Annotated in this window: 12 protein-coding genes; 4 read left to right on the forward strand and 8 right to left on the reverse strand. The window is 57.8% G+C overall.

Annotated elements, in window-relative coordinates:
- Positions 1–86: 86 nt before the first annotated feature.
- Positions 87–2,408 (reverse strand): methyl-accepting chemotaxis protein, encoded by a 2,322-nt coding sequence (locus Q0915_RS23410; protein WP_299479682.1) that lies wholly within the window; start codon positions 2,406–2,408, stop codon positions 87–89.
- 305 nt (positions 2,409–2,713) lie between these two features.
- Between Q0915_RS23410 and Q0915_RS23415 the strand changes: the two genes are divergently transcribed.
- Positions 2,714–4,786 carry a DEAD/DEAH box helicase gene (locus Q0915_RS23415; protein ID WP_299479685.1) on the forward strand — a complete coding sequence of 691 codons (2,073 nt, stop codon included), beginning with the start codon at positions 2,714–2,716 and terminating at the stop codon, positions 4,784–4,786.
- Between the two features lie 113 nt (positions 4,787–4,899).
- Here Q0915_RS23415 and Q0915_RS23420 read toward each other — a convergent pair whose 3' ends face one another.
- Positions 4,900–5,751, reverse strand: coding sequence for a MipA/OmpV family protein (locus Q0915_RS23420; RefSeq protein ID WP_299479688.1), 852 nt, complete (start codon positions 5,749–5,751; stop codon positions 4,900–4,902).
- Between the two features lie 273 nt (positions 5,752–6,024).
- Here Q0915_RS23420 and Q0915_RS23425 point away from each other — a divergent pair, with 273 nt between their 5' ends.
- The gene (locus tag Q0915_RS23425) at positions 6,025–6,675 is read left to right on the forward strand and encodes a TetR/AcrR family transcriptional regulator (RefSeq protein ID WP_299479690.1); all 651 of its coding nucleotides are present in this window, start codon (positions 6,025–6,027) and stop codon (positions 6,673–6,675) included.
- A gap of 31 nt (positions 6,676–6,706) precedes the next feature.
- Here the strand turns inward: Q0915_RS23425 and Q0915_RS23430 are convergent, their stop codons facing one another.
- A complete protein-coding gene (locus Q0915_RS23430; RefSeq protein ID WP_299479693.1) occupies positions 6,707–7,150 on the reverse strand; it encodes a DUF4440 domain-containing protein in 444 nt (147 codons plus the stop codon).
- A 41-nt stretch (positions 7,151–7,191) separates the two neighbouring features.
- Complete coding sequence (locus tag Q0915_RS23435; protein ID WP_299479696.1) at positions 7,192–8,214, reverse strand: ligase-associated DNA damage response exonuclease; 1,023 nt, start codon at positions 8,212–8,214, stop codon at positions 7,192–7,194.
- Between the two features lie 131 nt (positions 8,215–8,345).
- Between Q0915_RS23435 and Q0915_RS23440 the strand changes: the two genes are divergently transcribed.
- Positions 8,346–10,850, forward strand: a complete 2,505-nt coding sequence (locus tag Q0915_RS23440) for a ligase-associated DNA damage response DEXH box helicase (protein ID WP_299479699.1) — start codon at positions 8,346–8,348, stop codon at positions 10,848–10,850.
- The gene (gene pdeM / locus Q0915_RS23445) at positions 10,847–11,584 is read left to right on the forward strand and encodes a ligase-associated DNA damage response endonuclease PdeM (RefSeq protein ID WP_299479701.1); all 738 of its coding nucleotides are present in this window, start codon (positions 10,847–10,849) and stop codon (positions 11,582–11,584) included. Before Q0915_RS23440 ends, pdeM begins: the two co-directional genes overlap by 4 nt.
- Before the next feature lie 43 nt (positions 11,585–11,627).
- On the opposite strand, the gene Q0915_RS23450 is transcribed toward pdeM, so the two are convergent.
- From Q0915_RS23450 to Q0915_RS23465, 4 genes are all read right to left on the reverse strand, one after another.
- Positions 11,628–11,996, reverse strand: coding sequence for a hypothetical protein (locus Q0915_RS23450; RefSeq protein ID WP_299479704.1), 369 nt, complete (start codon positions 11,994–11,996; stop codon positions 11,628–11,630).
- Between the two features lie 237 nt (positions 11,997–12,233).
- Entirely contained in the window at positions 12,234–13,334 is a 1,101-nt protein-coding gene (locus Q0915_RS23455; protein WP_299479707.1) for an AI-2E family transporter, read from the reverse strand.
- Between the two features lie 148 nt (positions 13,335–13,482).
- Entirely contained in the window at positions 13,483–14,268 is a 786-nt protein-coding gene (locus tag Q0915_RS23460; protein ID WP_299479710.1) for a TIGR02186 family protein, read from the reverse strand.
- Positions 14,265–15,194: a sulfite exporter TauE/SafE family protein gene (locus Q0915_RS23465; protein ID WP_299479713.1), complete on the reverse strand. Its 930-nt coding sequence runs from the start codon at positions 15,192–15,194 to the stop codon at positions 14,265–14,267. The genes Q0915_RS23460 and Q0915_RS23465 overlap by 4 nt, the downstream gene beginning before the upstream one ends.
- Between the last annotated feature and the right edge of the window lie 7 nt (positions 15,195–15,201).

Genomic DNA, 15,201 nt, shown 5'->3' on the forward strand with positions numbered 1-15,201 from the left:
TTCTAAAAAAAGCCGGGAAAGACTGGAGGGGCAAGTCTTTCCCGGCAAAATGTGCGTCTGCCTGACGATGTCAAGGCATCCGCACGTCAGGCAGCTGCGTGGTGCAGCATTTCATTCGAACGGTATTTAAGACCAACCGTCCCGTCTTTGACCCATCTGATTTCCATCGGGAACCGGTCACCAGACTGATCTTCATAGATCACTTCCATTCCAACGACGGCGCCGTCGAACTCTGTCACGCCGATGCCGCCTTCAGAGCTGTTGACCAGATTGGCCTGGAATTCGCGGCCATCAGCACCCATCAGTTTTACTCCCTGGCCGGTTTCCTGCGTGCGAGACGCTCTCCGCCGTTCCTCGACATCGTGCGCCATGTCCTCCAGGAACCCTTCAATACCGGCGGCCATCTTGTCCGCAACTTCCTTTACCTCGCTGGAGATGGTGTCGACGGTCTCGGCCTCACCCGCCGTCGCCTGGATGGCCTCGTCAACGCTCTCCGCGCTGCTGACGGCGTTTCCGGTTTCGCTAGCCGCCATCGTGATGCTCTGCGAAATCTCCTGTGTGGCGACGCTCTGTTCACCGACGGCAGTCGTGATGGCGCCGGTGACTTCGCTGATCATTTCGATGGACCCTGAGATCTTGCGAATGGAGCCAACGGCTTCGTCAGTGAGCCCCTGGACGGAGGCAATCTGATTGGAAATCTCCTCCGTTGCTTTCGCCGTCTGGGTTGAAAGCTCCTTCACTTCAGCGGCAACGACAGCAAAGCCCTTTCCGGCCTCGCCCGCTCTTGCAGCTTCGATCGTTGCATTGAGCGCAAGAAGATTTGTCTGTTCCGCGATGGCGCGGATCATTTCAACGACTGTGCCGATTTTCTCGACCGCGTCGGCCAGGCTGGAAACGTTGCCATCCGTTCTGTGGGCGATTTCAGTTGCGTCATCGATGACACCATTGGCCCTGTCGGCCTGGTTCATGATTTCCTGGATCGCGGCGGACATTTCTTCTGCGGCGGCTGCCACGGTCTGAACATTGTTCGAAGACGATGTCGAGGCGTCCCGGGCCTGCCCGGCTGCACCGGACGCTTCCTTTGAAATAGTGCGTACGCGGGCAGCGATATCTGTCATGGAAGCGGTTTTTTCGTGAACCTCCCCTGACACGCTTTCCATCAGAACCCTGAATTTGTTGATCAGGTTCTCAACGTGGTTCTGGCGCATGCGCTCGCGGTCACGCTCTTTTGCGGCATCGACTTCAAGCTTCTGACGGATGCGAGCGTTTTCCTGAAATATCAGACCCGCGCGTGCCAGATCCCCGACGGCGTCGGTTCTGTCGGCGTACGGCATCTGGAAATCCAGGTCGCCTTCGGACACCTTTACGAGGTTCCCGGTCAGGTTCGCAAGCAGCCTGTTGATACTGCGCAGCTGCCAGACACAGATGAGGAGGGTTACCAGAACCACGCCGACCGTTTCTGCAAGCACATAGTTCAGATGGGTATTTGCGGCATTGGCGAGTTCCTGCGCTCTTGCCTCCGCTGCCTTCAGCATGCCAATGGAGGCCTCACGGATCAGGTTCAATCGCTCGGTCGCCTTGCCGAACCAGACCGATCCTTCAATTCCCTGACCATCGCCTGTTTCGGGGAGTGTGCGAAGAACCTTGCGCCATTCCATCACCTGATCGACGCTCGCTCCGGAAACGACTTGATTGTAAGCCTCTATTTCCTCAGGGGTCGCGATCCGCTTGAAGTTATTCAAGAACGCTGTTTCCACGGACAAGCGGTCGAAATAGGCCATGAACCGTTCCTTCGGAACTTCGCCGCTATCTGCAACAATTGTGAACAGCTGAGCCCCGATCGCGCGTTCAAGCCCCCCAGCCTCGATGGCTTCAGTCAGCAGGAGAAAAGGCGTCATCTGCTCGGCATAGATCTGATCAGCACTGGCTGTCTGTGCCGCATGTGCGATGGTGATCAAGTCGCGTATCTTGCCGGAATAAAATGCAAGGTTTGTCTTGCCAGCGACGGATTGGCCGTCAATCCCATTTCTGTGCGTTGCGAGCTCATTCAGACCATCGACGGTCGCATTGATTTCCTCAAGCAGTTTTGTGTTGCGGATTTCAAGACCCACAACGGTCTCTCGCAGGTCCGTGAGTGCCGTATCGGTTTCCACCCGTTGTTTTGCGAGAAGTTCCTTTGGTCCGGCGGCGAACCCGGACGCGAGAAGCACAGCTGTTCTCCCGCGTTCCTTTTGCAGCTCATGCAGAACCGCTTCGGATTTTTCCGCAACCAATGCAGTCGGATAGATGTCAGAAGCGGCTTTGCTCTCGTTCAAAGCTTCGTTCAGCGCGATCAGGCTCGCGACACCGTATGCCAGCAACGGCACAATTGCCAAAAGGGCAATTTGAACGCGGATTGATTTCAACATGGAACACCCTTCTTGCGCGAAATTTTTGCAATCTAGAGGCGAGTAAAGTTAAGAAAATCATTAAATTTGGCGCAATATGGCCTACAATAAACTACTCTAGGTATAAATTTTGGTTGTACGGACGATCTGCCGCCGATGCCATTGGCAGCATTGCGGATGCTAACAAATTCTTCAAATGGGAATGCAGTGGACGGCTCGGTGATTCGACGCTATAAGCCGCCCGATATAGGTCCGCTTGATGTTCGGACCCGTCCGGTAGACTGCTGGTTGGCATGCAGATGATCCGGAGCAGTTGAAAGATCTCTATGACTGATTTCACGTCTCTCGCCCCGGCCCTGTCGGCCGCGCTGGCGAAACGGGGCTATGAGAGCCTCACTCCTGTGCAGGAAAGCGTCCTGAATGACGCACCGCCGGAAGCCGATCTGCTTGTTTCGGCGCAGACAGGTTCCGGCAAAACCGTTGCCTTCGGCCTTGCCCTGGCACCCACGATCCTCGGCGAAGAGGAGCAGCTCGGCAAGGCTACTGCCCCAATTGCCCTGGCGATCGCACCGACGCGCGAGCTGGCTTTGCAGGTCAAGGAAGAACTGGCCTGGCTTTACGAGGAAGCGGGTGCGGTAACGGCCTCTTGCGTCGGTGGCATGGACCCACGGACCGAACGTCGCCAGCTGGAGCGCGGCGCGCATATCGTTGTCGGAACACCCGGCCGCCTGCGGGATCACATCGAGCGCGGTGCGCTGGATCTGTCCGGCCTCAGTGCTGTTGTCCTCGATGAGGCCGACGAAATGCTCGATATGGGCTTTCGCGAGGATCTGGAATTTATTCTGGATGCGGCACCTCAGGAACGTCGCACGCTGATGTTTTCCGCTACAGTCCCCAAGCCGATCGCGGAACTGGCCAAGAGGTTTCAAAAGGACGCGGTGCGTCTGTCGACAATCAACGCCCGCGAACAGCATGGTGACATCGATTATGTCGCGCATCCCGTTGCACCGAACGAGCGTGAGAACGCAATCATCAATGTGCTGCGGCTGCACGAGGCGGAAAAGGCAATCGTGTTCTGCTCCACCCGGGAAGCGGTCAGCAGGCTGACATCCCGGCTTGCGAACCGCGGGTTCTCCATCGTCTCGCTTTCGGGAGAACTCAGTCAGGAACAGCGTTCCAGCGCGCTTGCGGCGATGAAAGACGGTCGCGCCCGGGTCTGTGTGGCGACCGACGTCGCCGCGCGCGGAATCGATCTTCCAAATCTGGATCTCGTCATTCATGCGGACCTGCCGACCGGCAAAGCAGCACTTTTGCACAGGTCCGGTCGTACCGGCCGGGCCGGACGCAAGGGGACTTGCGTGCTCATGGTTCCCTTCCCGCGCCGCCGCCAGGCCGAACGGGTGCTGCAATTTGCCAGTATCAAGGCGACCTGGACCGGTGCGCCCACCGCCGATCAAATCCGTGCAAAAGACAAGGAACGGCTTCTGGCCGACCCGGCGCTTTCCGTCGAACTTGAAGACGAAGACCGGGACATCGCGATGGAACTTCTTGCGCTTCACAGCCCTGAGCAACTGGCATCGGCATTTGTCAAACTGCGCCAGTTGCGCATGCCCGCGCCTGAAGAGATTTCAGAACTTGACCAAACCTCGCTGCGCGGCCGTGACGCGGGCGCACGCGGTGGCCGCAGCGCGGAAATCACCGGCAAATTCGAAGATGGCATCTGGTTTTCACTGTCCCTGGGGCATCGGCAGCGGGCAGAACCCCGCTGGATTCTGCCGATGATCTGCCGGGCTGGCCATGTCACCAAGAAGGAAGTAGGCGCAATCAAGATCTTCCAGAACCAGCTTTACTTCGAGATTGCGGGCAGCCACGGCAAACGGTTTACCGACGTGATCAAACGCGAAGGTTCCGGTGAAGAGAACGTGGAGATCACATTGCTGGACGCGCGTGGCGGCAAGATTCCCTCACCGCCAAAGGAGGATGACAACCGCCGGACGCGAGGTGGAGCACCAAAGCGCAGACCGCGCAGGGACGATGCTCCCGATTATGAAAACCTGGGACCGGAAGATACGCTGAAGTCCAACCGGCCGAAACGTGGACCAAAGGCTGACTTTGACGGCGGGCGCGGGAAAAAGCGACGCCGACATGGTGATGACGAGGCCAAGCCGCATCATCCCGCTTATGAGCCGCTCGACATGACTGCGCTTGCGCAAGGTTCCGAAGGCGAGAGTTCAAAAGCATCACGCCAGCCCAAGAGTGGTAAGCCGGGAGAAAGCGACCGCAAGCGCAAGCCGAAAGCAGTGGCTGCTTCCAAAGGAGCCCCGTCTCGCAAGAAAGCGCCCAAAAAGAACAAGCCTTCGCGCGCGGCGCGTAAAGCGGCGAAGGCGAAAGACACCTAAGCCCCTAACCTGTCCTCCAAAAGCAGTTACGCTCCCACTCAACAAACTGCTCCTGGTGTCCGCTGAAACAAACAGCGGACACATGAGGTTTGTGAAGCCGCATCGCGACAACATCAGAATGAAAATGAAATTCCGAGCCCGCCGGTAAACTGGTCCGCAGACCCCTCGTCCTTGACGATCGGACTGTCGGCGGCATCACCCAGAAGCCTTGAATAGGTGGCGCGGCCCACAATTCCCCATCGCTCGGTAACATTGAAACTTGCCGTCGCGCCTAAACTGACGTCCTTCAATCCGCCAGAAGCAGAGTATTCCGCAAGACCGCTGCGCCGCGCACCGCCCCTGGTGACGCCGAAGTAGGTATCCATGTAGCTGTCATTGGCAAACCCGAGCGAAAGCTCGGTTCCAAGGCGCAATCGTTCGGTTGCCGCTATCGAATAAGATGCTCCAACAGACCCGCTGAAGCCGTCATGAACTCCTGACACGTCTGCCATGAGGTCCGCTGAAACTTCCAGAATGTCCGATTGCGCGAGAAGCGCATTGAACTGATAGGCGGCAAATCCCCCCACTTCGAACGCAGCGTCAATCTTGTCCAGCCGATCCACGACTTTGTTCACCGTGCCATCGCGGCCCATTTCATACGCAATGGAGGGCCCGAACTGAAACGCCGCGTCCGGCCGAATGTTCAAGGATGCCTCAGGACCTTCAAGTTCCAGACCGAGGCCGAACGCAGTGACGTTGAGATAAAGCAAAGGAACGGCCGCATATTCTGCTGCCCCGTCAAAATCCGGTTGGGCTCCTGCGCCCAGAACGACGATCCCCTCAATCCAGCCGTCGTCATCGTCCTCAAATACACCGGGCTCGCTTTGCGGTGCAGGCACATCCGCAGCCGTTGCAGCCCCGGCCCAGCAAAACCAGAGGAGGAGCGACCAACTGCCCGCACATGTGGAATACCTGAAATTACGCAACTCTGTGACCTCCGTTCAAGTCAGGTTCTTGCCGCCGGCGCTCAGAGTTGGCCAACGGCAGGAGGACTTTGGCTGCGGTCGTGTTTTTTAGATACTCGCGTATGAAACGGGCATTTCAATCCGTTTTTGGGTATCTCTCGAACACTTTAGTAATTGATTTTTATAGCGAAATTTCTTTCACATCCGCGAAGTGCAAATGAGAGCGACGAACCTGCTCGCGTTCCGGTCACATTTCTGTCCCATCTCGCCTGCTTTTTGGCGAGTGTTGCAAAAATGAAGGATGTTTTCTTGCCCTTGCATGCGGAACCGCGCCAAAGGCGCCACCCGAAACAGCTGCGCTCCCGTCTCATGGTTGAAACGATCGTTGAAGCAGCCGGACAGGTTTTTATGGAAAGCGATTTTGAGGCTGCGAGCACAAACCAGATCGCAGAGCGTGCCGGTATAAGCATCGGATCGCTTTACCAGTATTTCCCGAACAAGGACGCCCTCATCCTGGCGGTGCAGAAACAGCATCACGACGAGGTTCTCAAGGTCGTCAGAACAACCATGGAACGCACGCGAGAGCTCCCGCTGCAAGACGCAATCCGCGAGATAATAGGTGCAAACCTCGATATGCACCTGAAACAGCGTCGGCTCCATGCCGCGATCGAGGCGTGGATCCCCGCGCATTCCAAGCTGGTTGACCGGGCCGGTTTTCAAGAGGAAATGGCAGGCACGGTCATGACCTTTCTTTCACAAAAGCCGGAAGTCCCTCAAGGCGCGCACCTGCAAACAGCCGTTTTCGTGATCATGAATATGGTCAAATCGGTGATGCATGCGGCGGTTCAGGATTGCAATACCGTTCCGAACCGGGACCAGATTGTCGACAGACTAACGGTCGGGATCCTGGGGTGCCTTGCAGAACAATCGGGTGAACGCCTCTAATCGCCTCGCGTCAACCGCAGAAAACGCTTACCTATTCGTTGACGATGGCGGCGATCACCCAATCCGAGCCGTCCTGGATCAGCTGATAGTGGCCGGTGAATTCCAAGACAGCTTCGCCATCGGCGCTTTCCTGCGTCCAGTCGAGTGTCACGAGCGCGGACGAGCCGCTGACATGGCTTGAAACGACCTGAAAATCCGAGTGAGTAACGCCTTCTTTTTCGAGCGCTTTCAAAAGCGCTTCGATATTCTCGATCAGTTCTTCGTCGTCTGCAAAAACGTGGCCCTTTTCGTGCTGCCAGATGACCGCGGGCAGCGCGAAGCAATCGCAGATGCGGTCAATGTCATAGTCATTGAAACCAGCCTGATAGTCATCGAAAAGCTGGGCGATCGCCTCTTCGGCATCCCCGTTTGCGCCGGATCCCGACCCGTTCGTGTGACCGTTCCGGCTTTTCTCAATACCACCGTCGTCCGCCATGACCGCCTCCCCAGAGGACCCTTACAAACGCAGAGCTCAATTCACGCCCCTGAGACCTGTGCGCTGTCGGTATCCTCGCCATCGTCGTAGCCTATCATATTGAGGGGACGGGCCTTTCGTCCATTCAATTCGCACCAGTGCACAAGAGCTTCCTCTGCCCCATGTGTCACCCAGATCTGGCTGGCCTGCGTTTCAAGAATGGTTTTGCACAGATCGTCCCAGTCGGCATGGTCGGAAATAATCAGCGGCAGCTCCGCACCGCGTTGACGTGCACGCGCCCTGACACGCATCCACCCGGACGCCATGGCAGCGACAGGATCCCCGAACCGTCTTGCCCAACGGTCGCTCAACTGCCCTGGAGGACACACCACGATCTCGCCCTGCAATTCCTTGCCACGCTTGCCGACAGGCTCGACCGGACCCAGCTCAACGCCTTGAGACCGGTAATAGGCCGTCAGCTTCTCAAGCGCTCCGTGGAGGTAGATGACTTTGTCATAGCCCGCAGCGCGCAGCTCGCCGATCACACGTTGCGCCTTGCCGAGCGCATAGGCTCCTACAAGGTGTGTCTGTTCAGGAAAGAGATCTACTGACGACAGAAGTTTTCTGATTTCCTCACTTGCAGGGGGATGGCGGAAGACCGGCAAGCCGAATGTGGCTTCGGTGATAAACGTGTCGCATGTGACAAGTTCGAAAGGGGTACAAGTCGGATCTTCCTGCCGCTTGTAGTCGCCCGACACGACAGTCCGTTGGCCTTCTGCCTCTATCAGAACCTGCGCCGAGCCCAGGACATGACCTGCCGGATGCAACGAAACATCGACGTTTCCAACCCTCAGAACCTCACCAAGGTCGATGGGTTGGGCCATCCCGCAGAAATTCTCGCCATACCGGATCGCCATAATGTCGAGCGTTTGCTGTGTGGCCAGAACCGCACCATGGCCGGCGCGCGCATGGTCTGCGTGGCCGTGTGTGATGATCGCTTTTTCAACCGGACGGACCGGGTCGATGTAAGCCCCGGCTTGCGGGCAAAAAAGACCTTCGGGTGCAATTGTCAAAAGATCGGACATCGGCAGCATTTATTCCTGATTTGAGACGGCATTCAAGAGGTATCGCGTTCCTCGCGCTATCAGGAACACAAAGTGAACATTTTTGATCTGCGGCCCTCGCCTTTTTTCTACGGCTATCCTAAAACCCTCTTATGGACGCTGCGCTGCTACCCAATCGCTTTCAGAGCTGGTTTGCCTCAAGAGGATGGGCCCCAAGGGCGCACCAGCTGCAGCTTATCGATCATCTGGCGCAGGGACATTCCACCTTGCTGATCGCGCCGACAGGCGCCGGCAAGACACTCGCCGGGTTCCTGCCCTCTCTTGTAGAGCTGGAGCGTCGAGGAAAGCGCAAACCGGGCGAGCCCGGCAATGGCATACACACGCTATATATCTCGCCCCTGAAGGCCCTTGCCGTCGATATTGCGCGCAATCTGGAAGCGCCTGTTACGGAAATGGACCTTCCGCTCAGGCTGGAGACACGCACTGGCGACACGCCCTCGCACAAGCGGCAGCGCCAGAAACTCAACCCGCCGGATCTGCTGCTCACTACTCCGGAGCAAATCGCGCTTCTTTTGTCGGATCCAGCGTCTGCACGACTGTTTGCGTCCCTGAAGACGGTCATCCTTGATGAGCTTCACGCCCTGGTCACCTCCAAACGCGGAGATCTGCTTGCGCTCGGACTGGCGCGCCTGCGCCGGCTTGCGCCAAATCTCAGAACCATCGGCCTGTCAGCGACGGTGGCGGAACCCGACGATCTACGCGCCTATCTGGTCGATCAGCCCGACGCCGGCAGCAGGGCCTTGTCGCATGTGGTCGAGGTCTCCGGAGGCGCCCAGCCGGAAATCTCCATTCTGGATTCAGAAGAGCGGCTGCCCTGGTCCGGTCATTCCTCACGCTATGCAATCGGAGACATTTACCGCCTGATCAAGGCACACAACGTTTCACTTCTGTTCGTGAACACGCGCAGCCAGGCGGAGATGGTGTTTCAGGAGCTCTGGCGCATCAACGAAGACACGCTGCCGATCGCCCTTCACCACGGCTCGCTTGACGTCGGGCAACGGCGCAAGGTGGAAGCGGCCATGGCGTCGGGAACACTTCGTGCTGTTGTGGCAACGTCGTCTCTCGATATGGGCATTGACTGGGGTGACATCGATCTTGTCGTTAATATCGGCGCGCCCAAGGGCGCAAGCCGTCTGGCGCAGCGGATAGGGCGTGCAAACCACCGCATGGACGAACCGTCCAGGGCGGTGCTGATACCTTCGAACCGTTTCGAAGTCCTTGAGTGCCAGGCCGCCCTTGCGGCGTCCAAGCGGGGCGAGCAAGACACGCCGCCTCTGCGAAAGGGCGCGCTCGATGTACTGGCTCAACATGTTCTCGGTCTCGCCTGTGCCGACCCGCTCGACCTGACCGCCATTTTCGATGAAATCCGCTCTTCGGAAACCTATCGGTCACTCGACTGGGAAACCTTCGAGCGGGTTGTCGATTTTGTCGCCACCGGCGGCTATGCGCTGAAGAGCTATGATCAATACGCGAAGCTGCGGAAGGGCAAAGACGGTCTCTGGCGGATTGCCCACCCGAAAATCGCGCAGCAATACCGGCTCAACGTGGGCACGATCGTCGAGGCCCCCAAACTCAAGGTCCGTCTGGTTCGCTCCAAGGCGGACGGACGGCGGACACCGGTCGGGCGCGGTGGACGTGTTCTTGGCGAGATCGAAGAGTATTTCATCGATCAGATGGTTCAGGGCGACACGTTTCTCTTTGGCGGCGAGGTCGTGCGTTTTGAAGGTATTCGCGAGAACGAAGCCTTTGTCTCCCGGGCCAAGACCGACAATCCGATGATACCCTCCTACATGGGTGGCAAATTCCCGCTGTCCACCTATCTGGCAGAGGGGGTACGTGCCATGCTGGCGAGCCCGAAGAGCTGGAAACATCTGCCCGGCCAGGTGCGCGAATGGCTGGAAATCCAAAGGAGCAAATCCGTTCTGCCGGCCCGCGACGGTCTTCTGGTCGAAACCTTTCCCCGCTCCAACAAGCACTACATGGTTTGTTACCCTTTCGAAGGACGCCTTGCGCATCAGACGCTCGGCATGCTTTTGACCAAGCGCCTGGAGAGGCTTGGGGCGCGACCGATGGGCTTTGTGGCCAACGACTATGCACTGTCGGTTTGGGGTCTTAGCGACCTGTCGCAGCTGTTTTCCTCCGGCAAGATTTCGCTGGATGCACTTTTTGAAGAAGACATTCTCGGCGACGATCTCGACGCCTGGCTTGCCGATTCCAGCCTGATGAAACGCACTTTCCGCAACTGTGCCATCATCGGCGGACTGATCGAACGCCGGCATCCGGGTCAGGAAAAAACAGGCCGCCAGATGACGGTTTCCTCCGATCTGATCTACGATGTTCTCAGGGCGCATGAGCCTGATCACATCCTGCTCAAGGCAACGTGGAGCGATGCTGCCGAAGGACTTCTGGATATCTCGCGCCTCGGTGAACTTCTTGCCCGAATTCGCGGAAGAATCACGCATACTACCCTGACGCGTGTTTCCCCGCTTGCGGTCCCTATCCTCCTGGAAATAGGAAAAGAACCGGTTTATGGCGAGGCAATGGATTCGCTCCTTGAAGACGCGGCCGAGGTTTTGGTTCAGGAGGCTATGGAATGAATGTTCTGACTTCGCATATGCGCAAATACGAAGCTGCGCCTGTGTGTCACGACATTCAGATCAACGGTCAGCTTGTCGGGCTGCATGACAGCGGCATCTTGTGGTGGCCGGAAGAATCTCTTCTTGTGGTGGCCGATCTGCACCTGGAAAAAGGCTCCAGCTACGCACGGCGCGGTGTGATGTTGCCACCCTACGACACCGGGGCGACGCTGGAGAAACTCGCCGGTGTGATGGATGCTTTCGACCCGGCCTGCGTGATCTGCCTTGGCGACAGTTTCCACGATGCTGACGGGTCTGACCGGCTGCCAGCACCCTACCGGGCCATGCTGACCACTCTCCAACTTGGCCGGGAGTGGATCTGGGTGACCGGCAATCACGATCCGGTTGCACCGGTTCGCCTATGCGGGGAGACGGTCGAAGAAATCTCTGTCGGCCCCTTAAAGTTCCGTCACGAGCCAGTGGAAGAAATCGGTGCTGAACGCGCCGCGGGTGAGATTTGCGGGCATTTGCACCCGGTTGCCCGAGTCCGCCGCTTTGGCCGCTCGATCCGCCGCGCCTGCTTCATCACAGACGGTACCCGTCTGGTATTGCCTGCATTCGGCGCTCTCACTGGCGGCCTTAACGTAACGGACCGCGCCTATTCGGCGCTCTTCAGCCGCCGCCAATTCTCGGTTTTCATGCTCGGCAATGACCGGCTCTTTCCGTTTACGGCCAGCCGGTTGGTCGGAGACTGAGGCGACTTATCGATAGGAACACCGGAGCGTTTCGTGTTTCCGGTCATTCGTTCGCCGATTCCAACTGAGGCATGTAATAGAAATCGCCGCCATTCGTGCCGTTTCGTTTCATCAAAACGACCTCCTCACCGATGGCAACGATGTCCATGTTCCCACTTCGAACGGTGACTTCGCTGCCATCCTCCAATCGAACGTGCAAGGTCGTGCGCGATGATCCGTCGTCCCTTTGATCGATCGAATGATCAAGCAGTACACCGCTGATCGGCTCTCCACTATGATGACCGACGCCGCTCTGGGAGAGCATGAACAGGCTGATTGCAATGGCAAGCGGAACTCCTATCACGGCGGCAATCAGCACATTCCGCATGCGTTCCGCCCACATCAGACGGTCAAGCTTCCTGTTTACGCTCAAGCGCTTCTCCAGCCCTTCCCAAAGTTTCAGCCGCGCCGGTGCACGCCAGCAGCTTGAACTTCAGGTGGTGACTGAGCCTGAGTTTGCAACCTCGTCCCGGAAAACCGCGCACATATTTAAACCTGTGGCCGATCAGCCACTTTGCATGCTGCCGCGTTCAAGGCCTGTCATTTGCGAAAACAACAATACCTGCACATCGGCAGCTAAGAACCAGTCGCCTGGAATTGTTCAATCGGATCAGGTTTCCTCACCCACCTTCACCCAGGCCATCACCAGCTCATAGAAAACCGCGAGGATCACCGGTCCGAGGAACAGACCGAGCAGGCCGTGTGCGATGGTGCCGCCGAGAACGCCGATAAGAATGATTAGCATGGGAACATCGAGGCCACGCGACATCAGGATCGGGCGCAGGACATTGTCGACAAGCATGACCGGGACCATCAGTAAGGTGAACAGGAGCGCAGGCACCAGATCCCAGGAACTCCAGGCCCAGATGATCGTTGGAATGATCACCAGTGCCGGACCGATCTGGATGATGCAGAGGATCAACGCGATAAAGGTCAGTATTCCGGCCAGCGGCACACCGAAGGCAATCAGCAGGACCCCGGTCAGAAGGCCCTGAATGACCGCGACGCCAATGACGCCGCGCGACACGTTCCGGATGGTCGCACCGGCGAGATCCACGAACTCGGCCCCGCGTGGTGCGATGATCCGGTCGGCGAATCTCTTGGCGCCCCTGGCAAGCGACGGGCCGGGCACGAACAGGCAGCCGGCCAGAATGATTGAGACGATGAAAAACAGGACGCTGCCGCTGAGCGAAGCGAGCATCGACAGAATGCGGCCGCCGGCAGGGACCAGCATCGGCCCGATTTTCGTGAAGAAAAGCTCCAGGCTGCGAGTGGCCAGGGACCAGAGTTCGGCAATCCTGTCGCCCAGGACAGGCAGTGCAGCGAGTTTCTCTGGCAGTGGCGGCAGCTTGAGGCCATCTCCCGTGATCCCCTGGAACCAGCCTTGCAGCGTCTCCACAAGACTGACAACGAGCACCGCCACCGGACCGATGACAATTGCAAGGCACAGCAGGGTGATGAGGATCGCCGACCAAACCTTGCGCCCGCCCAGCTTTGCCGCGAGCCACTCATAGGCGGGATAAAGCGCCACGGTGAGAACCACGGCCCAAAGCAGGAAGAGGAAAAAAGGTGCGATCAACTGCAATGAGAAATAGGCAAATAGCCCGAGGACGCCAAGACGGATCGCAATGTCGATCACCTTTGCATCAAGTGTCGGTTCCTGCTTTGGAGGCTCTTCAGCAGACGGTTCGGAAGTGGACTGATCAGTCATGGCGCCCCACCTTGTGATTCCCGGAATATTCCTTTGCGGCAGAATAGCCGCAGGACGTGGAAGCACCAGCAGAATATCGCAGGTTGATGTGCAATCCTCGCCGTGCGCATATTCGGCAATGCCGACATTCGCACTGCGCGAAAAAGGATCAGTCTTTCTTGAAAATAACGCCGGCGAGCCAGCCGGTGAAGATCGCCAGGACGACCGCAAGTACGCCGTAGACAAGCGGATAGTTCTGGGCAAGTTCGAACGTCACCTGCTCAAAACCGATTTTAGCTACAGCCAGTGTCTGCTCCGTTTCGGAAATCAGCTCACCCTGATTGAAAAGGAAACTCTTGACCCTGTAGTCGCCGACAGGAATGTTCGCCGGCAACGGGATCGTCGTCCGGAACATGGTGTCGGTCAGAAACTCGATCGATGCTTCGCGCTCCGAATAAAGACCCATCTGCTGGCGCAAACGGATGAAAGCTCTTCGGAAGTCGTCCCGGTCGGACAACGGGACGTTCGAAACGCCCGAGACGGCCAGATTTATGTGATGGAGCCCGATGCTGTATTCGTCCAGAATAGTGCGGTGTGCAATCTGTCCTATGTCCGCAGTGCTCGCAACAGCATAAAAGGACGGGACATTCTGGAACCGTTCAGCTTCGCGGTTCACCCAGACGCCTAGAAAGCGGCCCTTGCGGCGTGTCGTAATGTCCTGCGGCGGCCCTTCCACCACAATCGCCAACTGAAAGTCATCCGGCTCGCTCGTCCTCCGGTCGATATCGCTGGCCTGCCCGAAAATCACGATCTCCGTGCCGGTGAAGTTCGACTGGATCGAAACCATGTCGGAGGAAAGCGCCGTAACCAGGTCCTTGGAGTGGTCCTCCTCCTGCGCAGCACTCGCCGTCAACCCGAGGATCATGCAGGCGATGAAGAGTGCCGGACGGATCATGACCCCGCCCCTTTGCGGATGGCGATGGAATAAAAATCCTCCGGCACCAGAAGCAAATCGACGGCAAAGCGCAGGCCGACACCCAGGACGAGAAGTGCAAGCAAGAGACGCAACTGATCGCCGCGCAGGTTCTGCCCCATGCGTGCGCCGAACTGCGCCCCGATGACACCGCCGATCATCAGCGTCATCGCAAGAACAATGTCTACGGTTTTCGTCCCCATGGCATGGAAGATCGTCGCAGCTGCCATGGTGAAGAGGATCTGAAACAGCGATGTGCCGATCACGATGTTGGTCGGAACCCGGAGAAGATAAATCAGCGCCGGAACCATCATGAAGCCGCCGCCGATACCCAGAATGGTTCCGAGAAAGCCGATTATCGCGCCCAGCCCGACCACCGGAATAACACTGACATAGAGCTTTGAGCGGCGAAACCGCACCTTAAGCGGCAGACCGTGGATCCAGTTATGCTGCCCGGGCTTGCGCGCAGCGGGCGCAGCGCCGGACTTCCGCCGGCGAATGGCCCGGACGGATTCAAACAGCATGAGACCGCCGATCGCGCCAAGAAACGTGACGTAGGACAGAGAAATCACCAGATCCAGCTGTCCTACAGACTGCAGCACATCGAACAGAATCACACCGATCAGCGACCCGAATACACCACCGGCAAGCAATATGGTGGCGAGCTTCATGTCGATGGCTTTGCGGCGCAGATAGGTCACGACAGCGGAAGCGGAGGACGCGACCACCTGGGTGGTCACGGTTGCCACCGACACAGCGGGAGGAATTCCGGAAAATATCAAAAGCGGCGTCAGCAGAAATCCGCCGCCGATGCCGAACAGGCCGGACAAGAACCCAACAGCACCACCCATCGCAAAGATCACGAAGATATTCACCGGGATTTCGGCTATGGGCAGGTAGAGTTGCACTGGGTTA

The sequence above is a fragment of the uncultured Roseibium sp. genome (assembly GCF_947494555.1).
In the GTDB taxonomy this organism is placed as follows: Bacteria; Pseudomonadota; Alphaproteobacteria; order Rhizobiales; family Stappiaceae; genus Roseibium.

Coding starts and splice junctions, on each gene's coding strand:
- Q0915_RS23455 (WP_299479707.1), bottom strand. CDS start 13,334: ATGACTGATCAGTCCACTTCCGAACCGTCTGCTGAAGAGCCTCCAAAG.
- Q0915_RS23460 (WP_299479710.1), bottom strand. CDS start 14,268: ATGATCCGTCCGGCACTCTTCATCGCCTGCATGATCCTCGGGTTGACG.
- Q0915_RS23440 (WP_299479699.1), top strand. CDS start 8,346: ATGGACGCTGCGCTGCTACCCAATCGCTTTCAGAGCTGGTTTGCCTCA.
- Q0915_RS23430 (WP_299479693.1), bottom strand. CDS start 7,150: ATGGCGGACGACGGTGGTATTGAGAAAAGCCGGAACGGTCACACGAAC.
- Q0915_RS23410 (WP_299479682.1), bottom strand. CDS start 2,408: ATGTTGAAATCAATCCGCGTTCAAATTGCCCTTTTGGCAATTGTGCCG.
- Q0915_RS23425 (WP_299479690.1), top strand. CDS start 6,025: ATGAAGGATGTTTTCTTGCCCTTGCATGCGGAACCGCGCCAAAGGCGC.
- Q0915_RS23415 (WP_299479685.1), top strand. CDS start 2,714: ATGACTGATTTCACGTCTCTCGCCCCGGCCCTGTCGGCCGCGCTGGCG.
- pdeM (WP_299479701.1), top strand. CDS start 10,847: ATGAATGTTCTGACTTCGCATATGCGCAAATACGAAGCTGCGCCTGTG.
- Q0915_RS23435 (WP_299479696.1), bottom strand. CDS start 8,214: ATGTCCGATCTTTTGACAATTGCACCCGAAGGTCTTTTTTGCCCGCAA.